The following is a 19,856-nucleotide window of genomic DNA, read 5'->3' as shown; positions in this document are numbered from 1 at the left end:
GAATTTTATCGTTTAATTGCATCATGCAAACGCCGCTTTCTATACTGCAGCAGTACTGGCAGCACACGGCTTTTCGTGGCAGGCAGGAAGCCATTATCCAGGCTGTCCTGGATGGAAAGGATACACTTGCATTGCTACCAACAGGCGGGGGTAAATCGGTATGTTATCAAATACCGGCGCTGCTTAAAGAGGGGCTTTGCCTTGTTATCAGCCCGTTGATAGCATTGATGAAAGACCAGCTAAACAACCTTGAAAAAAAAGGTATTCCTTCGCTGGCTATTCACAGCGGGATGACGCAATATGAAGCAAAGCAAACCTTGCAGAAAGCAGCTTATGGCAATTACAAGTTTCTATATGTTTCGCCAGAAAGATTAGAAACCAGACTATTTAAAGAATACTTACCTGCATTAAACATTAACCTGCTGGCAGTAGATGAGGCGCATTGTATATCACAGTGGGGTTACGATTTTCGCCCGTCTTACCTGCGCATTATTCACCTTAAAAACAATCTTTCTTGCAGTGTGCCGGTACTGGCTTTAACGGCTTCAGCTACACCTGTGGTGCAGCAGGATATTATAGATAAACTTCAATTAGATAATCCTGCTGTTTTCAGGCAACCTTTTACCAGGCCCAACATTTCGTACAGTGTTTTTAAGGTAGATAGCAAGCTGAATAAATTGCTGGAAATATTGCAAAACGTACAAGGCAGCGGCATTGTGTATTGTAAAACAAGGCGGCAAACAAAAGACATTGCAAAGTTGCTTTCGCAACACAGTATGACTGCCAATTGCTATCATGCCGGACTAAGCGGTGAAGAACGTAATGTACGGCAGCAGGCATGGATTGACAATAAATTAAGAGTAATGGTGTGCACCAATGCATTTGGTATGGGCATAGATAAGCCCGATGTGCGTACCGTTATTCATTTTGATGTGCCGGATTGCCTGGAAAATTATTACCAGGAAGCAGGTCGCGCCGGAAGAGATGGCAAGCGCGCTTTTGCAGTGCTGCTCTACCACAGCAAAGATGAAAGTGAGCTGAAAGCCTTTCCACTATTACGCTTTCCAACAATAGATGCGATCAAAAATGTATATCAGCATTTGTGCGATTTTTTAGAAATTCCAGTGGGTATTGGTGAAGACAATTACTACAATTTTGATTTAAAGACTTTTGTTACCAATTTCAAACTTGATATTCACTTAGTCATCAACAGCATCAAAGCACTGGAGCAGGAAGGATACTTCACTTTTAATGAAAGCATTTTTTTACCTGCACAAATTGGCTTTACTGCCGATAGGTTTTTATTGGATGAATTTCAGCAAAGTCACCCACAATATGAGCCGATTATCAAATGTTTGCTGCGCACGTACGAAGGCATTTATGATAACCGCGTATCTGTTTCTGAAAAGCAGATTGCAAGGCTTACAGGCGTGAAGGAAACAGCGGCAAGGCAGCAACTACAACAATTGCAGGCATTTGGCATTTTGGAATATTTACAACAAAAAGAAACGCCGCAAATCCATTTTTTGCACAACCGCGCCTCTGCCAAATATCTCATCATCAACTACGAGTCGTATGCACAGCGTAAACAGGAATATACTTGTCGCGTTGAGCAGATGTTGCAATATTTACATCTGGAAAACACTTGCCGCAGTACTTTTATAAGTAAGTATTTTGGTGATAATGAAAGTACTCATTGTGCTGTGTGCGATAATTGCATTGCTCAAAGGAGCCTGCACATTTCCAAAGAGGAATTTGACAAAATAACTACACATATTTTACACCTTATTCCTTCGCATGGCATCGACATAAAACAATTAAAAAGTGCATCAGCATGCTTCAATAGAAGTAAATTTTGGAAAGTGCTCAACTATTTGCAGCAGGAAAGAAAGATAAAAAGTATAAATGGTATTGTGCAGTTGGCGTGATGCTATTTGGCTTTTTACAACCGGGTTTTTAATACCTTCTTCCGTTTATTTTCTTTTACATAAATTCCTATCTTTCCTCTTGTGAATACTAACCAAACACCTTTAGCAGAACGGCTTCGACCCACCAATTTAGATGAACTGACTGGTCAGCAACACCTTACCGGTAAAGGCAGCATACTACGCGCTGCCATTGATAGCGGACGCATTCCATCCATGATCTTGTGGGGTCCGCCAGGTGTGGGCAAAACCACTATCGCCAATATTATTGCACATACATTACATGTACCTTTTTACCAACTGAGCGCCATCAGCAGCGGCGTAAAAGAAGTGCGGGAAGTAATAGAAACAGCCAAGCAACAAGCGAGCGCTATTTTGTTTATAGATGAAATACATCGCTTTAATAAAAGCCAGCAGGATGCACTGTTAGGCGCAGTAGAAAAAGGCACCATCACACTTATTGGCGCCACTACTGAGAATCCTTCTTTTGAAGTCAATTCGGCATTGCTGAGCCGTTGCCAGGTATATGTGTTGAAGCCTTTGGGAGAGGAGGATTTAATTCAATTATTACATCATGCAATTACAACCGACGAATGGCTGAAAAGCCGCGACATAGAACTAAAAGAAACAGCGGCATTAATTAATATTTCGGGGGGCGATGCAAGAAAATTGTTGAACTTATTAGAGCTGGTAGTAAACACTTTTAAGCCGAACCAAACAATTATTATCACTGATGAACTCGTGATGGAAACAGCACAAAAGCGTATTGCCTTATACGACAAAGGCGGCGAGCAGCATTACGATATCATCAGTGCATTTATCAAGAGTATGCGAGGCAGCGATCCCAATGGTGCAGTATATTGGCTGGCGCGCATGATTGAGGGCGGTGAGGATGTAAAGTTTATCGCTCGCCGTATGATTATTTTTGCAAGCGAAGATATAAGCAACGCAAATCCCAATGCGTTGTTGCTGGCAAATGCAACGTTTGATGCAGTGAATAAAATTGGCTACCCCGAAGCAAGAATTATCTTGTCACAATGTGCTACTTATTTAGCTTCTTCGGTAAAGAGCAATGCGTCTTATGAAGCGATTGGGATGGCACTGGAAACTGTAAGGAAATACGGAGATTTGCCAGTGCCGCTACACATACGCAATGCGCCAACCGGGCTGATGAAAGACCTGAATTATGGTAAGGGCTACAAATATGCACACGCCTTTGAAGGCAACTTTACCGAGCAGGAATACTTGCCTGAAAAGCTGAGCGGCACAGCATTTTACAAGCCCGGCAACAACCCGCGGGAAGAAGAATTGAGAAGATTTTTAAAGGGCTTGTGGAAAGAAAAATATGGTTATTAAGCAAATTACAATAAGTAGTGCAGTATGGATTTCATCAAAAAATCAATACAAAGCAGCAGTGCCAATCGCATTTTCCCGGCGGTCATCCATAATTAATATATAATCAAGACCTGTGATGGAAAAATTTAACGGGAGCAGGTAATATTTATTACCATATACAGAGCGTGTGCTAAAGAGTTTGAAGGATGATTCTGATAAGCCGGAAGTCTTTGAAAGATATACCTGCATGTCAGTATTGTCTGTTATATTCATTTGCTCAAGACCTACTACATACCTGCCATTTTTTTGCTGGTAAATTTTGCCAAGGCCTCCAAATTTGGAGGTACCAAAAACAAATTTCCCCTGTTTTAAAACTAATGCATCTGTCAACGAAATAGTGTCTATTGCTCTTGTACAGTTTTTCAATGATTCCTTCCGGCAGGATAAAATAACGAAGGATATACAAAGTAGTATAAATACATAGCTTTTCATAGTATAGGATTTAAAGAGGGTTACCGTAAAGTTAATCCCATTTTTATTAGAATACGGGAAAAAACAGGTGTTGGTTTATTGAAAGAGATAATTTTTCTAAGCCGGCTAATTACCAAATACCCGTTTTACAGTTACGTAGTGTTCTCAATTGTATGATGAATGGTTAGGGCATACCCATTCGGTATGGGCTATCCGCAGTTTCGTTCTTTATTTCTTGGTCATCATATAACCAGGAATACTGCCTCCAGTTAAAAGCATGCGTTGTATCTTTTGCAAAATTATTTTGCTATTAACGCTTAAAACAGCATTTCAATCTTATCACAAAAATAAAAAGGCGGTTACTTCATCAGTAACCGCCTTTTTATTTTTGTGCGTATAATCCCCTTTAAAAATTATTGTCCATCATCACCGTTATCATTACCGCCATTGTCATCGCCATAGCCATTATCATCACTAAGATTTAAAGGATAACCATAAGTTTCTTCATAACCCGGGTAGATACCTTCCAACTTTACATTGCCGGTTGCATTAGCTAAAATTGATTTCAAATCATCCAATGTTTTTACCGGCTGGCCATTTATACTGGTTATAATAAAGCCTTCCTGAATGCGGCTGTTCTTAAGTGCACCATTACCCAGCTTTTTAATCTGTACACCACCATCAATACCATTGCGTTTAGCAGTAGAGGCATCTACGGTTGCAAGATCGCCCCCTAATTTATCCAGCACACTGGCTGCCTGTACCTGGGCGTAAGTACCTGCTTTATTTTTAAGCGTTACTGAGGTTGTATTTTCAGTACCACCTCTGGTATAAGTAACACTCAGTTTATCGCCCGGTTTGTAGCGTGAAAGTTGTTCCTGTAACTCTGCGCTGCTGCCAATAGCAACGCCATTGATTTTAGTAATAAAATCACCTTTCTTAATACCACCCTGGATAGCAGCGCCATCTTCGGCAACACCACTTACATATATACCATTCCCTTCAGGAACACCCATAGATTTCTTTTGCATATCGGTTAAGTTATCGGGTACATAAGAGATACCAAGATAACCCCTCTGTACAGCGCCGTACTTAATCAAATCGTTAACGGTCTTACGCACAATATTCACAGGAATAGCATAAGAATAACCTGCATACGAACCTGTTGGAGATGCAATAGCCGAGTTGATGCCAACCAGCTCGCCGGCAGTATTTACCAGCGGCCCACCACTGTTGCCGGGGTTAACTGCAGCATCGGTTTGAATAAATGATTCTACTGCACTCTTGCTTTTATTGATGCCGATAGAACGTGCCTTGGCACTTACGATACCTGCCGTAACAGTTACATCCAGTGTAAGCGGATACCCGATAGCAAGCACCCATTGTCCAAGTTTTACATCGTCGCTGTTGCCATACACCAGGTAAGGCAGCGCTTTACCATCAATCTTTATTACAGCAAGGTCAGTGCTGGGGTCGGTGCCAATCACAGTAGCTTTGTAAGATTTTTTGTTGGCGAGTGTTACATTTACCTCATCGGCACCTTCTACCACATGGTTGTTAGTTACAATATAACCATCATCGCTAATGAGCGCACCGCTACCGCTGGCACGCTGCTCGGGAATAGTTTGAACGCGCGGGCCGCTAAAGAAACCGCCAAACGGATCGTCATCGCCAAAAAAATCGGAGAATGGATTGCGCTGCTGCGGTAGGTTGTTGGTTACCTGTCGTGCCTTGGTGCGTGTTTTAATATGAACGACTGCAGGCGTTGCAGAAGAAGCAGCAGCCGTAAAGTCAACTGTGCTCACCGGTGTATTATTACCAAAAAAACCTGCATAATTTACAGGCAATTTGCCGTTGATTTCCTGAACACCGCTGTATTGGGTTTCCATATATTTGCTGTATCCCCACACACTCAAAACAGCCGTGGCTGCACTTATCAGCACCACCAATAATAGATTTTTGAGTTTCATTTGTTCTTTTTTATTTTTTATAAAATTAATAAACGGAGTTGATGCAATTAGTAAAGCAAATTGTATTCCTTTCCATAGCAAATAAACAAATCTGCTTAATTGAATAGTTATAGCGAAATTCCAATTAACAAATGTTTGACGAAGCTCCTCGTAGAAGCTGACATAATTGCAAGAAAACTACACCATTTTGCAGTTGTTGTCAATTGATAATCATGCAAAACTGTCAAATAAAAGAACTCAACTTTTTGTAATAACAATCTTCATGCAAGGTATCAACAAGCCTGCACTATCAGCACTTTTTTATTCCACATCTTTTACCATTTACTTATATTATTGCCACTCCCTTTCCCCACTGTTTATTTAGATGTACCTAATCCCCTATGTTGTTGCACTATTTAATCATTTATTTAAACCTGCTTTTTAAATTTTATGATTAATACAATAATGGAGATGCAATACTTGCTACCATTAGATTATCTTATTAAAAATAAGAGCTGCGAGCAGAGAATTTAGAACCTGGTATATCCTGCCACTTATCTGAAATGGTCAATTAAAATCTCCCGGCTTTTTAGCGCCTTTACTGTTTAACTCGCGTACTCGCTTGGAAGCTCCATTGATATTCATAAGCTCGTTGCATAAAAAAGAAAAAACATCGTGATGTGTTTTCTAACTCCTTGCTAAAATATGAGATAACAATACCTAATCCATCGTGCTGCTATTATCCTCCACCATCACTTCATAAACAGGACTGAATAAGTACACAATGCCGGTTCGCACCTCCTGGCAGCGGTAGCGCTTGCGCAGTTTGTTGCCTTTGGTAAACTGCCGGCCGTCTTTGGTAGTAAACAATGTATGTTGGGGCAGTTGCTCCAACAGGAAAACACCAGGTTTGCGCTCATCGTAGTTGGCTAATATGCGCGTTAAATGTACTTCGGCACAACTGCTGGCAGCGGGATTTTGTAAAGATTGCAGCAGCGCCTGCCGGATGTCTGCAGGAAAAATATTATGTTGCAAAAACACGGCTAAAAGGTTACTATACGTTTGCTTCCATTCTTTGCCGTGGGCAGCTACAGTATGTTTGTATTGCTCAAAAGTAAGCAGGTGCGCAAGCTCGTGCAGCAAGGTAATGAGGAACGCATATTTGTTTAAATTGCCGTTTACTGATATGCGGTGATGTTTGTCTTTGTAGGCATTACGATAATCGCCCAATACGCTACTGCGTGCTTTTGCTACCGTAAGGTGCACTTTGTAGCGGTGCAGGTATTCGGCTACATAAGGATAAGTATTATCGGGCAGAAAGGCTGCCAGGGCATGCATCGGTTGCTCAACTTTTGACATTGTTATTCTGCTTATTCATCCTGAATAATCCACGCAATTCTACTGCTGTATAAATTATATATAACACCATACCCACCAGCACGGCATATACACTGCGCTGCTCACCGGCAGCAAACAAATAAATAAACGTAGCACCCGCAATCACAAACAGCTTGATGACTGTAGCACTCAGCACACTGCGCAAAAAAGCGTGCGGGTTGCTGCTGCGCAGGGCTTTAAAATGCAGATAAGCACTTATAGTCATCAATACAAAAAGCAGCAGATTGGCACCTTGTACTACCAAATGATTGATGTGGTAAGCATCCAGTTTATCATTGAATATAACGCATAGCGCATTGACCGAAACAAAAATAAAAATCAGTGGCAGGTACGTATTATTAAGTTTAAGCTTCGTCATCTTTTTTATTTGTCGTATCGCGTATTACTTTTATCATCATGCCTATAATGACCAGCAGCGGAAAAACCCAAATCAGTAAAGGAGTTTTTGTCTTAATCCATTCATCAGCAAGCATGCCCAGATACACAAATATGGCTATACCTGCAATAAGCTGCCATGCAAAAGAAAGATATTGCGTCAGCAGTTTGTTATTTTTAGGCTTTTTCTCCATACTCATCAGTCATTCGATATATCGGCTTTTGGCACTTTAAGCATGGTAGTATCTCTGGGTGGTATGCCGGCATTTCCGGTGAGCACCTGCCGGATACTGTTGAGGTACTGGTCTTTATATTTGATGGCCTGCTCCAGTGAGTCGGTTCTCATTTTCAATGCCTGCAGTTCTATTTTATTTTGTCTGGAAGCACCTTCGCCGGGTATATAATACTTTAATGGCGTTAAAATAAACAACATAACCGTGAGCCCAACCAGCAGCACGAATATGGTGCACAATCCAATATACACACTCATGCGGCTAAGCTTGAATGTAACGACTTCTTCGTAGGTATCATCGTTCATAACTACCAGCCGGTAGCGGTTTCTTAATCTTTTAAAGGTGCTGTTTTCTTCGGTTTTCTCCATATACCAATCATTACAGTGTGCAATATGCACGCTAATTACCTATTTATTTGCAAATGTCTTATTTAAATTGATAAACGTACCAAAATAGAAACAGGTATTCTGTGGTGGAGAATACCTGTGTTATTTTTTACTGCGGAGAACGAGCATCAATTGAGCCTTCGCAGAACTTTTTTACGCTGCGAAAGCTTTTTATCCCTACCATTCTGCTGTGAAAGGAAATTTAGTATTATTGAGAATGTAACCAAAAACTATTACCACAAAATACCTACACCTATATACCAGCGGTTGTAATGATATATATCTTTTAGTGGTTGCATTTGCCATGCCCAGGGCGTACCGGTAAAAGGCGCGTATGTAAAAGAAGTAGTTTTATAACTATAGCCGGCAGATAAGGCAAATTTTAATTGTTTTTGTGCCCTTAATAGCAATCCGCACCCGCCTTTTGCAAAGAAACCATTGTTAAAGTGTCCGCCAGCATACTGATACCATTCTTTTGCATCACTGCTGCGCGTGTTTGTAAAGTTTATGCCCGCTGCTGCCTGTATAAAAGGTTGTATTTTCTTATCAGAAAACTTTCTTTTTACATCCACAAACAAAGGCAACGAACGAAAAGGATAAAAATCGAAACCAGTGCCTACTCCAAAGGTATATTGGTTATAAGCAATGCCTTGCGTGGTGAATACAAAACTGCTTGCCGGTCTGTCTCCTTTTAATATCCCGCCCTCCATACTCCCGGTGTAACTAATCTTTCTTTGCGCATTTGTAATGCAGCTTATACTTATGCAAAGCAACAAAATAAGGTGTCGCATATCAGTGATTGATGGTGAGTTTTCCTACAATTTGCGCACTCGCAGGATTGGTATAATTTACCAAATACAAGCCCTCTTTGGCAGATACAATAGCTGTATTATTGAGTGCGATTACATCATATGTTTCAAGTCCGCCAATTGTTATAATAGATGTAATGTTTAATGGATCTGCAGCATTCAACAATTTCAAACCATCTTTTCCATCACAGATAAATAATGTACTACCATCTTTTGCCAGCCCATGCGGATTGGTGAAAGGATACGATTTCAGTAAGGTAGCATTTTCCGGATGCGTTACATCCAGCACATGCAATTCATTCTCTGTTATATTATTACAAGTATTGCCCGAACGCAGGGTTACGTATGCAAAGCTATCATCGGCAATCACCGGGTCGCAGGCCTGGGCATGCGAAAAAGTGCCAACACTATATGGTGCGTCCGGATCATCTACATTAAAGATATACATGCCTTCCTGCGAGCCGATGAACAATTGATTTTCGAACGGATAAATGGTTTCAATGTCAAAACCGGCACTTACACTTTGTACAAACGAAGGATTGGCATTGTTCTCAATATTAAATACCTTTAAACTGTGGTTATCTACTGTATATAAGCGGTTGTTCATTAGCGTAAAACGTGCCATTGAACCGCCAATACCTGCCTGTGCCGGCGTAGCAGCCTTTGGTGCAGCAGACATAAAGTCAACTGCTATGTACTCTCTTTGCCACCAGCTATTATCGGTGCCATTTACAGTGGTATCTACTTTTATCCAATCTACAATAATCTGGTTGGCATCGGGAGAATAATAGCGTTCGGGAAAAGCACCCGCATCCGTATCCACCAGCTTTGCATCAAGCGGATTGGAGATATCAAAAGTTACTAAATCGGAGTATTGATCGGCAAACAAATAATTGCCCTGCACCGCAATATCTTCGTTGCCGGGAATAGCAATGAAAGCAATATTTTTTGGGCTGGAAGGGTTGCTGTAGTCAATAATATGCACGCCTTTATCCACTTCATTCAAGAAGATATAATTATCTCTTACAAACAACTTTCCCGGGCTTTTAATGTCTTGTGCTGCACCGCTTTTCATATTAGCTCTTACTTCTTCTTTGGTTTTATACACCGGCTTAAAGTAAACATATCTTTTAGTAGTGGAGTCTTTTAAACAGCTATACAAGCAGATGCTCACAAGGCTTAGCAATACAAGCGTTAAACAGTATTTCATAACAAAAAGTTTTATGGTTTGATAACAATTTGAAACAAAACGTTGCAGTGTTATTTAAAAAAATATACAGCCCGCAAGCCAGCCGAAAACAGATGTTTGTTGTCACTAATGGCGTATTTATCAAATGAGCGGATGCTGCTGCGTGTAAAAGGTATCAACTGCAGTTGCTGATTGCCCTTTTTTATAGTGAATAAAACACCTGCAAATAAGCTGGGTTGGTACTGATAAAAATTGCCTTTTGTAAAAGCACTATCACTTATTCGTATTGTAACACTGGAGGAAAAGTTGCTGCCACTAACGCTGTGAAGCTTTTGGTTGGCTGCAATTAAAAATAAATTGTCGGCACCGGCACTTATACCAAATTGTATATGTTTTGTGTTGATAAAATGCCAGTTAATACCTGCAAACAGGGAAGTAAAATGAAAGGCTTGCGTAGTCTTGTAATTGCCTGCTACCGAAGCAGATAAATTGTTGAGCACAAGACTATCCCGGTAAGCGGTAGTTGATACTTTGTAAGACTGGTAGTGATAAGCAGCGTCTGCAAATACGTCTATGCTGTTATTTATCTTTTTTTGCAATGCTACACCTATACGAAATGCAGCGCCGGGTTGTATTTGGCTGTTATAATGAAATGCCCTGCTGCCAGGTGATCCCGCTGAACCGGAACCAGCGTCATTGGCACTGGGGAAAGTAGTGGTATTACTACTTTTTTCAAATCCGGCAAATGACAACACGGATGATTTTCTGGTGGCAATGCCGCCTTCAGCTATCACACCCCAATGCAGTTTTGACGTAGCTTTTTTGGTACCAGATGATTTACCATTACCTGCTGAATCTGATATATTGATGCTAATTGAACCTGCATTTTTAACAGCAAATTTTTTGGATGGTACTGATTTGATTGGAAAGGCAGAATCCTTTAATAAGGACATGATTTGCAAACTATCTCTATGTGGTTGCAATGTATTCATTAAAGCGATTGTACTATCACTTGCATGATTGTTTTTATCATTAGCAACTATTGAAAATGTTATACTGTTTCGATCTAATTCGTTGCCAACCATATTTGCTTGTTCGTCTGTTTTATTGCGTGCTATCGTTCTTTTATCCGTTGCGTTAAAGCTACTATTTTTCTTCTTTTCAATCTTTTTAAATGCTTTTGTTTCTGTTGATTGCTTAGAGGCTAAATTGTTATTTTCTGATAACAATAATGTAGTACTATCCTCTTTTTTTAATCCGCTGCTCACACCTGTTTGTTGCCTATTATTCTGTTGTTTTGCAGGCGTTGTGTTTTTATCACTATTAGCTTGATGAATAGCTTTTGCTATTGCTATTTCGTTATGCGCTTTAGATAATTTATACCACGTTACACCTCCGCCAATTAAAGCTAAAGGCAGCAACCACCACCACAGTACAAATCTTCTCTTGCGCTGTGGCTGCTGTATTGCATTGCGCACGTTTTGCCATACTTTGGACTGTGGCTTCATTTCAAAGCCATTTGCCATATCACGTGCCTGCTGTTCAAAGTTGTGTTCAGGCATAAGACGTTTTTTTAAATTCTCCCGGTTGCTTTTGCAGCCAGGTTATCAACTGGTTTCTTGCACGCATATATTGCGAGCGACTGGTGCTTTCGCTAACGCCGAGCAACTGCCCGATTTCCATATGCGAATACCCTTCAATAGCGTGCATATTGAAGATAGTTTGATACCCTACCGGCAACTGTCGTATCATCTCAATCAGTTCCTTTACATGCACATTTATTTCAGGATGATCATCGCTCACAACATGCATGTGGTCTTCTTTTATCAGTAACTCATTGCTATAATGCTTATTTTTCTTCAAATACGCTAATGCGGTATTGACCATAATCTTCCTTATCCATGCAGCCAGTTCACCATCGCCTTTGTATTGTGCCAAATTGGTAAACACTTTTATAAAGCCTTCCTGCAATACATCCTCCGCATCTTCTGTTGATTTTGTAAAACGGTAGCAAACACCCATCATCTGGCCTGCAAAAGCATCGTAGAGCTGCTTCTGCGCCTGTTCGTTGCCTTTGAGGCAGGCTTTTACCAATGTGTGTGTATTCATGCAGTGCTTTGGTGTTGATGCAAAAAAAGAGCAGCGCGTTGCATTGGAAATGAAAATAATTTTTATATAATTTTTTGCAGGTTTTTTCTAAGCCTGAAAAGGCAATATGTTAGTAGCTATATAGCAGTACTGCAGTTTATAACATAAAACAAAAAAGCACACGCTATAGCGTGTGCTTCTCTTATAAAAAGCAATATTTATTGACCTAATTCAGGGTACAGTGGGAACTGCTTCATAAATGCATTCACCTCTCCCCGCACCTTTTCTATTAATGCGGTATCATCGGCGTTCATCAATACTTTATCTATATTATCTACCACAAACTGCATGTGCTCTTCCTGCATGCCACGTGTAGTAACTGCTGGCACACCAATGCGTATGCCCGACGTTACAAATGCGCTTTTATCATCAAAAGGCACCATGTTTTTGTTGGTAGTTATATCTGCAGCTACAAGTACTGCTTCTGCCTTTTTACCACTTATATTTTTATTTCTTAAATCTATCAGCATTAAGTGATTGTCTGTGCCACCACTTATTAAATTATAGCCCTTTGCTACAAAAGCCTTCGCCATTGCCTGGGCATTCTTTACAATCTGCTGTGCATACGCGGTAAAATCTTCGCTCAATATTTCCCCAAAAGCAACGGCTTTAGCAGCAATAACATGCTCCAATGGGCCGCCTTGTGTACCGGGAAAAACAGCCAGGTCAATGAGTTTGCTCATCATCTGGATATTGCCTTTATTGTCCTTAATGCCGAAAGGATTTTCAAAATCTTTCTTTATCATAATAATGCCGCCACGCGGACCACGCAAGGTTTTGTGCGTAGTGGAGGTTACTATGTGACAATGGTCAAACGGCGAAGCCAACAAGCCTTTGGCAATCAACCCGGCCGGGTGTGCAATGTCGGCCATTATGAGTGCGCCCACTTCATCGGCTACTTTGCGGATGCGGACATAATCCCAATCGCGGCTATACGCACTGGCGCCGCAGTAAATCAACTTCGGCTTCAATTCTCGTGCTTTTCTTTCCAGCATATCGTAGTCCACTACCCCCTCTTGGGTAACGCCGTAAAATTGTGCATTGTACAACTTACCGCTGTAGTTTACCGGTGAGCCATGCGTAAGGTGCCCGCCCATACTAAGGTCTAAGCCAAGTGTAGTATCGCCTGGCTGCAACACGGCTAAAGCTACGGCTGCATTGGCCTGTGCACCGCTATGCGGCTGCACATTAGCATATTCAATATTGAAAATTTGTTTTAAACGGTCAATGGCCAACTGCTCACTTTGATCTACAAATTCGCAACCGCCATAGTAGCGACGACCGGGATAGCCTTCTGCATATTTGTTGGTTAATACACTGCCCATTGCCTGCATTACCTGCAGGGAGGTAAAGTTTTCAGAGGCTATCAGCTCGATGCCATGGCGCTGACGCTCTAATTCCTTATGAATAATGTTGAAAATCTGCGTATCTCTTTGCATGCAACTTGAAATTTGCTGCAAAAGTAGGTGAATGAATGTAATAGCACGCGGGATTAATGAAACATGCATGGCTTGTCAGCAGGCAGGCGAGTGCTATTATTTCTTTCCTCCTGCAACTAAATGGTAGGAATTATGGATAAATTGAAGAAGCTGTTGTGTAGTTAATGTACCATCCACAATCACTGTATTCCAATGTTTTTTATTCATGTGATAACCTGGTAAAATGGAATGTGGATATTGCTCGCGCAATTCAATGGCTTCATCGGGGTTGCATTTAACATTGAATTGTACCGGAACTGTATCTAAAGGTAAAAGCAGGAACATTTTGCCCTTTACTTTAAACACCAGATTATCCGGTCCAAAGGGAAGCGTCTCTTCCACACCCGGCAGTTGCAAAGCGTAAGTACGAAGTGTCTCTATGTCCATTTATTGCACCAATTTTAGTAAGCACAAATATTGCGAATTACACGCATGTTTAGTACATAAAATACTTTATCCTGTTTATCTGTACCATTCGTGTTAAAATAGATTCGTGCAATTCGTAGTTGGAATAATTCGTGTTACAGATATTTTTTAATTTCTTCAACCAATTCCGATTTCATGATTGGCACCCCCATAATCTTGTTGTATCCTTTCGCATCTACCAGGTATTGGTCGCGAATGATTTTGATAAGCTGACCATTGTTCAGTTCGGGTATTAATACGGCATCAAAATTCCTCAGTATGTTGCCTAAGTTTTTCGGGAACGGACGCAGGTAGCGGATATGCGCGTGGCTCACGGCATGACCTTGCTGCTGCAATTCCAGCACTGCACTTTTAATAGAACCATAGGTACTACCCCAGCCCAGCACCAATACTTTACCTTTTGCAGGGCCACTATCTAAAGTCTGGTCTGGAATGTATTCTGCAATTTTATCCACTTTTGCCTGGCGCAATTTCACCATTAACTGGTGGTTTTCGGGGTCGTAACTTACATTACCGGTGATATTCTGTTTTTCAATGCCACCAATACGGTGCTCCAATCCGGGTGTACCGGGCACCGCCCACGGACGAACTAATTTCTCGTCTCTCAAGTAAGGCTGGAATTTAATTTCATCATCACTCAGCCCGGTTTTAAATTTCACCTCCATTGGCTGTAAATCTTCGCTCTGCGGAAACTTCCACGGCTCGCTGCCATTGGCAATATAGCCATCGCTGAGCATAATCACAGGCGTCATGTGTTCTACGGCAATGCGCACCGCTTCGTACACCACGTCAAAACAATCACTGGGGGTTGCCGATGCAATTACCGGCATCGGGCATTCACCATTCCTGCCGTAATATGCTTGCAGCAAATCGCTTTGTTCTGTTTTGGTAGGCAAACCCGTTGACGGTCCGCCACGTTGCACATTAATGATAATTAATGGAATTTCCAGCATCACTGCCAGTCCCATCGCTTCGGTTTTCAATGCCATTCCCGGACCGGAGGTAGTAGTTACACCAATGCTGCCGCCATAAGCAGCACCAATAGCTGCGCTGATGCCGGCAATTTCATCCTCTGCCTGGAAGGTACGGATGCCAAATGCTTTGTGTTTGCTTAACTCATGCAGTATATCGGAAGCAGGTGTAATAGGGTATGTGCCGAGAAACATAGGCAGCCCGCTTTTTACCGTTGCGGCCACCAAACCCATTGCGAGCGCCTGGTTGCCCATAATGCTGCGGTATTTACCGGTTGGCAATTTAGCCTTTTCTACACGGTAGCGGGTGGTAAAGGTTTCGGTAGTATCGCCGTAGTTGTAGCCTGCCTGCAATACTTTAATGTTGCTTTGCAGAATGTATTCGTTTTTACCAAATTTCTCAGTAAGGAAATTAATCGTACTGTCGAGGGTGCGGTTATACATCCAATAGATAAAACCAAGCACAAACATGTTTTTGGCGCGGTCTTTTTCTTTGATGCCCAACTCCGGAAAATCTTTTAGTGATTCGCGGGTAAGTTTGGTTACATCTATTTTAATGACCTCGTAATTGTGCAGGCTGCCGTCTTCCAGGGGGTTAACACCATCGGTATAATTGGCGAGACGCAGGTTTTTTGCATCAAAACCATCGGTATTGGCAATGAGTTTGCCGCCGGGTTTGAGGCTTTTAATATTCACTTTAATAGATGCGGCATTCATTGCTACCAATACATCGCACATATCGCCGGGCGTATATACGCGGTCGCTGGAAAAATGTATCTGAAAGCCGCTCACCCCTGGCACCGTGCCTAATGGTGCACGTATCTCGGCGGGAAAATCGGGAAAAGTGGCAATGTCAATACCCAGCAATGCGGTGTTGTTGGTAAACTGTGTGCCTGTCAATTGCATGCCGTCGCCGCTGTCGCCGGCAAATTTTATTACTACGTCCTGCAGGACGGTTTCTTGTGCTGTTGTCATTTTTTATTAAATCGTGCAAAATTACGGCATAGCGGATGAAGAGAGTAGTTAAATAGGGAAAATTGTGGGAGTATGATGAATAATAAGGGAAGACAAATTGCATTGTGACAGTTTCTGATGAATACATTATCACCGACTGGTGTGCTATTTATTACACTGTAAGGCAAAAACATTTATGCTGCTTCTATTATCTTTTACTTTTTATATAAAATACTTTTCTGCAAGGCAACGCTTTCCTTCCCTCCGCGTATTTATATCAGGTAACAAACAAACTGCATTAGCAAGCTTGCTATGCAACAATTTGTTCAGTAACCATAGCTATGCTGGCGGCTATGTTGCTGAATAACAAATAACACAAAATTATCCTGTTTTTTGGTGGCATTATCAGCCAATTGATAAGCAGCGCAACTACTATATACCAATGCATTGTCTTTGCTAAAGCTGATGCAGGATGATAAGTACGATGGAAACCCTTTTGTTTACGCATTACTCAAAACAATTATTATGAAAAAAGCAACAACTATTTACTGTCTTTTACTGCTGCTGCTGATAGCAGCGTGTTCAAAAGATAACAACCCTCCCGCTCCGCCGGTAGTGGAGAACAATGTGCTTCTGTCTTCCACTACAAGCTTTGGCAATGTCTTAACGGATAGCCTTGGCAAAACGCTGTATTTCTTTTCCATAGATGCCGATGGCAACTCGGGCTGCAGTGGTGGCTGTGTTACCAATTGGCCTATATTTTATAAAGACAGCCTGCGCCTGGCAAGCGGGTTAACAGCCTCCGACTTTGGCACTATCACACGTAGCGACGGACAAAAGCAAACAACATATAAAGGCTGGCCTTTATATTACTTTGCAGGAGATGCCAACCCGGGCGATATAAACGGCGATAAGGTGGGTGATGTATGGTTTGTAGCCAAACCCGATTATACGTTTATGCTGGCTAAAACACAGTTGGTGGGCAAAGATGGCGTGAGCTATGATAGTACTTCAACACCCGGCAACTCGCCCACAACTTATATAACAGATGACTGGGGAAGAACGCTGTATGCGTTTTCGCCGGACAGCTTTAATGTAAACAAATTTACCAAGCCCGACTTTAGCAACAATAGCGTTTGGCCAATATTTGAAGGAACAGCTGTACAAAATGTACCTTCCCTTTTGTCGAAAGCTGATTTTGCTACTATTGATGTTTACGGAAAAACACAGTTCACCTACAAAGGATGGCCAATGTATTATTTTGGAGCAGACTCGCTGGTAAGAGGTAAAACCTTAGGCGTAAGCGTACCTTTACCGGGCGTATGGCCTGTATTTTTGCAAAGCTCGCCGGAAGCTCCTAAGCCCTAAAGCATACATACGTTAACTATTGAATGAGTAAATAAAGGTTTTTAAGTGGGATTGTTTGTAAAGCAGCAATGCTCGGGTATATTGCCCTGAGCATTGCTGCTTTTAGTTATAAAACAAGAGTCAATATGTTAGCATCCTGACAATTGTAAATCATATAGAATTATAAATTTTCATTCTCCCGCCTACGGTGGCTTTAATAAGATCAGTTCATAAAAGCCGGAATCACAGGCTCAGCGTCTTTTGCATTATATACAAAGTGTAATTTATCAGGTTTTTGCTGCACTAATATTTCAATCATCAATATAAAAACAGTGCTATAATCCATTGCTGTTTGTGCCTTTGTAAAGCAGTAAAAGGTGCATGAAAATTTGTACTACAAGTTCATTATAAAAAGTAGTAAATTGCTTTAAAGTATCCAGTGTTGTGCACAAGGTTTTCTTTTGGAATTATTCTTTTTGCGATTAGTATTCATAACCAGTTTTATGCTTGCATTATCCTCAGGGCAGCAATTTTAGCAACCTAAAAAGGCGTAAACAGCGGGAAATATCCGATAGCTACAGAACAGAGATGTCAAGATCATACAGCTTCATTAAGAGGTATTGTATTTATAAAATGCATCACAAAAAACCATTCTGCGCCGTATGCTAAGTTGGAGACTATATAAATGTATTTTGTTAATAGCTTCCTGTAGCATAGCTCAGGCGTTTGCCCAAAAAGAAATTACACCACTGCCACTCGACCGTATAAACCGGGATTCTTTAAATCGGATTATTCTGCAAAAAGAAAGGCAAAAAGATTATCAAAGTCTCTCGGCAATTTATGGCGGCATGTACAACTATTTCTTATACTCTACTTACAGGGATTCTGCTGTTCTATATGCAGAGAAAGCCGAGGCAAACAGTTTGAAAGCCGGCGACTCAGCAACATATTATTTTATACAACTACAGTTAGGAGATTTTAATACTGCTATTGATTCGCACCTTACTGCTACTTATTACAAAAAGGCGCTTGCTTATTATAAACGTACCAACAACTACACTTTACAAGGTAATGCTTTAGGAGGATTGGCTTATATGTATGGCTTATACAAAGACACCGCTAAGCTTTTAAAGTATTTGGACGATGCGGAAAAAGTAATCCTTATCTCAAAAGATACGTTTAACATGGTGGGGGCCAATGACAAGCACATTCATATTCTGATGCATGACAATAAACTGGATTCTGCTATTGATTTATTACATAAAAATATATGGCTGATAGCGCATACAAAAAATATTGGTAATTCAGAATCAATACGAACTTTTTGGAATGGATTACAACTCAACCTGCTTGCCGACTGTTATTACCGTAAAAAACAATATTCAAAAGCTATACAAATTCTGAAGCAGGCCCATGAGTTGGATAAACAGACTTCCTATTTTGATGCACAGAATAGCATCCGCTATCATTTGCTGGTGAGCAGTTATATAAACCTGAATAATAAAGACAGTGCTATTAAATATTTAGATGATTTTTTTAATCAAACCATAGAAACATATAACACCCTTAATCCTGAAAAACTGAAAGAAATAACTGAAAAGTATAAAGCTGAAAAAAAGCAAAGAGAGATAACTGAATTACAACAGCAAAATCATTTACAACAATTAGCTGTTGCTACCCATATAAAATTGAATATAGCATTCATAAGCATATTGATTCTTGCTTTCATTGCCGCCTATTTCATTATCAAAAATATTCTGCAAAAGAGAACGTTACAATTAGAGTTTGAGCGGCAGCAGGCCGACCTTACAAAGAAGCAAGCCATAGAAACAGAACGTTATCGTATTTCATCAGAATTGCACGATGATCTTGGCAGCGGGCTTTCTACTATAAGGCTGCTAAGCGAAATGATAAAAGAAAAACAGGACAATAGTAATATTGAAACACAGCTTAGCAAAATTTCAGATTCCAGTAAAGACCTGGTGCAAAAAATAAATGAAATAGTTTGGGCGTTGAATGTAAACAACGATAACCTGCAAAGTATGCTGGCTTATATACGGCAGTATATTGTAAAGGCGCTGGATGATGTAGGTATTGCCTGCTGTATTGATATGCCTGCTGACATTCCGGAGGTATATATTGCTGGTAATGAAAGAAGAAACATTTTTTTGATAGTGAAAGAATGTGTGCACAATATCATCAAACATAGCAAAGCTTCTCAGGTGATTGTTCAGATAAGTTTAGAAGAAGGTATTTGTATTAATATTCGGGACAATGGAATTGGCTTTTACGAGAATGGAAACAGCGTACACCATTTTGGTTTGAACAATTTAAAACAAAGAGTAAAAGAGCTTAATGGAAGTATTGAGTGGCAGCAAAATGAAGGAACACTGATACAAATACATATCCCGTTACAAAGTGTATCACACAAAAAGGTGAGTGCCTGAATACTGCATTGTTTT

The 19,856-nt window shown here is 40.8% G+C and carries 17 protein-coding genes; 4 read left to right on the top strand and 13 right to left on the bottom strand.

Features of this window, described 5'->3' with window-relative positions; translation table 11 throughout:
* Positions 1 to 23 precede the first annotated feature (23 nt).
* Both FC093_RS09075 and FC093_RS09070 read left to right on the top strand, forming a co-directional pair.
* Positions 24 to 1,928: a RecQ family ATP-dependent DNA helicase gene (locus tag FC093_RS09075; protein ID WP_137261457.1), complete on the top strand. Its 1,905-nt coding sequence runs from the start codon at positions 24 to 26 to the stop codon at positions 1,926 to 1,928.
* A gap of 81 nt (positions 1,929 to 2,009) precedes the next feature.
* Positions 2,010 to 3,281, top strand: coding sequence for a replication-associated recombination protein A (locus FC093_RS09070; protein WP_137261456.1), 1,272 nt, complete (start codon positions 2,010 to 2,012; stop codon positions 3,279 to 3,281).
* Positions 3,282 to 3,323: 42 nt separating this feature from the next.
* Here the strand turns inward: FC093_RS09070 and FC093_RS09065 are convergent, their stop codons facing one another.
* The 13 genes from FC093_RS09065 to FC093_RS09005 form a co-directional block, all read right to left on the bottom strand.
* Positions 3,324 to 3,752, bottom strand: coding sequence for a hypothetical protein (locus tag FC093_RS09065; protein ID WP_137261455.1), 429 nt, complete (start codon positions 3,750 to 3,752; stop codon positions 3,324 to 3,326).
* 392 nt (positions 3,753 to 4,144) lie between these two features.
* Entirely contained in the window at positions 4,145 to 5,701 is a 1,557-nt protein-coding gene (locus FC093_RS09060; protein ID WP_137261454.1) for a trypsin-like peptidase domain-containing protein, read from the bottom strand.
* A 699-nt stretch (positions 5,702 to 6,400) separates the two neighbouring features.
* Positions 6,401 to 7,039, bottom strand: coding sequence for a SprT-like domain-containing protein (locus FC093_RS09055; RefSeq protein ID WP_137261453.1), 639 nt, complete (start codon positions 7,037 to 7,039; stop codon positions 6,401 to 6,403).
* The gene (locus FC093_RS09050; protein ID WP_137261452.1) at positions 7,026 to 7,436 is read right to left on the bottom strand and encodes a hypothetical protein; all 411 of its coding nucleotides are present in this window, start codon (positions 7,434 to 7,436) and stop codon (positions 7,026 to 7,028) included. Before FC093_RS09050 ends, FC093_RS09055 begins: the two co-directional genes overlap by 14 nt.
* A complete protein-coding gene (locus FC093_RS09045; protein WP_170971036.1) occupies positions 7,423 to 7,647 on the bottom strand; it encodes an AtpZ/AtpI family protein in 225 nt (74 codons plus the stop codon). Before FC093_RS09045 ends, FC093_RS09050 begins: the two co-directional genes overlap by 14 nt.
* 5 nt (positions 7,648 to 7,652) lie before the next feature.
* Positions 7,653 to 8,054 carry a hypothetical protein gene (locus FC093_RS09040; protein ID WP_137261450.1) on the bottom strand — a complete coding sequence of 134 codons (402 nt, stop codon included), beginning with the start codon at positions 8,052 to 8,054 and terminating at the stop codon, positions 7,653 to 7,655.
* Between the two features lie 251 nt (positions 8,055 to 8,305).
* Positions 8,306 to 8,782, bottom strand: a complete 477-nt coding sequence (locus FC093_RS09035; protein WP_137261449.1) for a hypothetical protein — start codon at positions 8,780 to 8,782, stop codon at positions 8,306 to 8,308.
* 82 nt (positions 8,783 to 8,864) lie between these two features.
* The gene (locus FC093_RS09030; protein WP_137261448.1) at positions 8,865 to 10,091 is read right to left on the bottom strand and encodes an LVIVD repeat-containing protein; all 1,227 of its coding nucleotides are present in this window, start codon (positions 10,089 to 10,091) and stop codon (positions 8,865 to 8,867) included.
* A gap of 50 nt (positions 10,092 to 10,141) precedes the next feature.
* Positions 10,142 to 11,632, bottom strand: coding sequence for a hypothetical protein (locus FC093_RS09025; protein WP_137261447.1), 1,491 nt, complete (start codon positions 11,630 to 11,632; stop codon positions 10,142 to 10,144).
* A complete protein-coding gene (locus FC093_RS09020) occupies positions 11,625 to 12,179 on the bottom strand; it encodes an RNA polymerase sigma factor (protein WP_137261446.1) in 555 nt (184 codons plus the stop codon). The genes FC093_RS09025 and FC093_RS09020 overlap by 8 nt, the downstream gene beginning before the upstream one ends.
* 197 nt (positions 12,180 to 12,376) lie before the next feature.
* On the bottom strand, positions 12,377 to 13,657 hold the full coding sequence (glyA, locus tag FC093_RS09015; RefSeq protein ID WP_137261445.1) for a serine hydroxymethyltransferase: 1,281 nt from the start codon (positions 13,655 to 13,657) through the stop codon (positions 12,377 to 12,379).
* A 96-nt stretch (positions 13,658 to 13,753) separates the two neighbouring features.
* Positions 13,754 to 14,083 carry an MmcQ/YjbR family DNA-binding protein gene (locus tag FC093_RS09010; RefSeq protein ID WP_137261444.1) on the bottom strand — a complete coding sequence of 110 codons (330 nt, stop codon included), beginning with the start codon at positions 14,081 to 14,083 and terminating at the stop codon, positions 13,754 to 13,756.
* Positions 14,084 to 14,217: 134 nt separating this feature from the next.
* Entirely contained in the window at positions 14,218 to 16,068 is a 1,851-nt protein-coding gene (locus tag FC093_RS09005; protein ID WP_137261443.1) for a 2-oxoacid:acceptor oxidoreductase subunit alpha, read from the bottom strand.
* A gap of 504 nt (positions 16,069 to 16,572) precedes the next feature.
* Here FC093_RS09005 and FC093_RS09000 point away from each other — a divergent pair.
* Both FC093_RS09000 and FC093_RS08995 read left to right on the top strand, forming a co-directional pair.
* Entirely contained in the window at positions 16,573 to 17,415 is an 843-nt protein-coding gene (locus FC093_RS09000) for a hypothetical protein (protein WP_137261442.1), read from the top strand.
* Positions 17,416 to 18,056: 641 nt separating this feature from the next.
* A complete protein-coding gene (locus FC093_RS08995) occupies positions 18,057 to 19,841 on the top strand; it encodes a tetratricopeptide repeat-containing sensor histidine kinase (RefSeq protein ID WP_137261441.1) in 1,785 nt (594 codons plus the stop codon).
* Positions 19,842 to 19,856 lie beyond the last annotated feature (15 nt).

The sequence above is a fragment of the Ilyomonas limi genome (assembly GCF_005233845.1).
Lineage (GTDB): Bacteria > Bacteroidota > Bacteroidia > Chitinophagales > Chitinophagaceae > Ilyomonas > Ilyomonas limi.
The sequence above is the reverse complement of the archived record's forward strand: the minus strand, read 5'-3'. Positions and strand labels throughout refer to the sequence as shown.

What these genes read in the sequence shown, in the direction of transcription:
- FC093_RS09075 (WP_137261457.1), top strand. Translation starts at nt 24, where the DNA reads ATGCAAACGCCGCTTTCTATACTGCAGCAGTACTGGCAGCACACGGCT.
- FC093_RS09065 (WP_137261455.1), bottom strand. Translation starts at nt 3,752, where the DNA reads ATGAAAAGCTATGTATTTATACTACTTTGTATATCCTTCGTTATTTTA.
- FC093_RS09060 (WP_137261454.1), bottom strand. Translation starts at nt 5,701, where the DNA reads ATGAAACTCAAAAATCTATTATTGGTGGTGCTGATAAGTGCAGCCACG.
- FC093_RS09055 (WP_137261453.1), bottom strand. Translation starts at nt 7,039, where the DNA reads ATGTCAAAAGTTGAGCAACCGATGCATGCCCTGGCAGCCTTTCTGCCC.
- FC093_RS09050 (WP_137261452.1), bottom strand. Translation starts at nt 7,436, where the DNA reads ATGACGAAGCTTAAACTTAATAATACGTACCTGCCACTGATTTTTATT.
- FC093_RS09045 (WP_170971036.1), bottom strand. Translation starts at nt 7,647, where the DNA reads ATGGAGAAAAAGCCTAAAAATAACAAACTGCTGACGCAATATCTTTCT.
- FC093_RS09040 (WP_137261450.1), bottom strand. Translation starts at nt 8,054, where the DNA reads ATGGAGAAAACCGAAGAAAACAGCACCTTTAAAAGATTAAGAAACCGC.
- FC093_RS09035 (WP_137261449.1), bottom strand. Translation starts at nt 8,782, where the DNA reads ATGGAGGGCGGGATATTAAAAGGAGACAGACCGGCAAGCAGTTTTGTA.
- FC093_RS09030 (WP_137261448.1), bottom strand. Translation starts at nt 10,091, where the DNA reads ATGAAATACTGTTTAACGCTTGTATTGCTAAGCCTTGTGAGCATCTGC.
- FC093_RS09025 (WP_137261447.1), bottom strand. Translation starts at nt 11,632, where the DNA reads ATGCCTGAACACAACTTTGAACAGCAGGCACGTGATATGGCAAATGGC.
- FC093_RS09020 (WP_137261446.1), bottom strand. Translation starts at nt 12,179, where the DNA reads ATGAATACACACACATTGGTAAAAGCCTGCCTCAAAGGCAACGAACAG.
- glyA (WP_137261445.1), bottom strand. Translation starts at nt 13,657, where the DNA reads ATGCAAAGAGATACGCAGATTTTCAACATTATTCATAAGGAATTAGAG.
- FC093_RS09010 (WP_137261444.1), bottom strand. Translation starts at nt 14,083, where the DNA reads ATGGACATAGAGACACTTCGTACTTACGCTTTGCAACTGCCGGGTGTG.
- FC093_RS09005 (WP_137261443.1), bottom strand. Translation starts at nt 16,068, where the DNA reads ATGACAACAGCACAAGAAACCGTCCTGCAGGACGTAGTAATAAAATTT.
- FC093_RS09000 (WP_137261442.1), top strand. Translation starts at nt 16,573, where the DNA reads ATGAAAAAAGCAACAACTATTTACTGTCTTTTACTGCTGCTGCTGATA.
- FC093_RS08995 (WP_137261441.1), top strand. Translation starts at nt 18,057, where the DNA reads ATGCTAAGTTGGAGACTATATAAATGTATTTTGTTAATAGCTTCCTGT.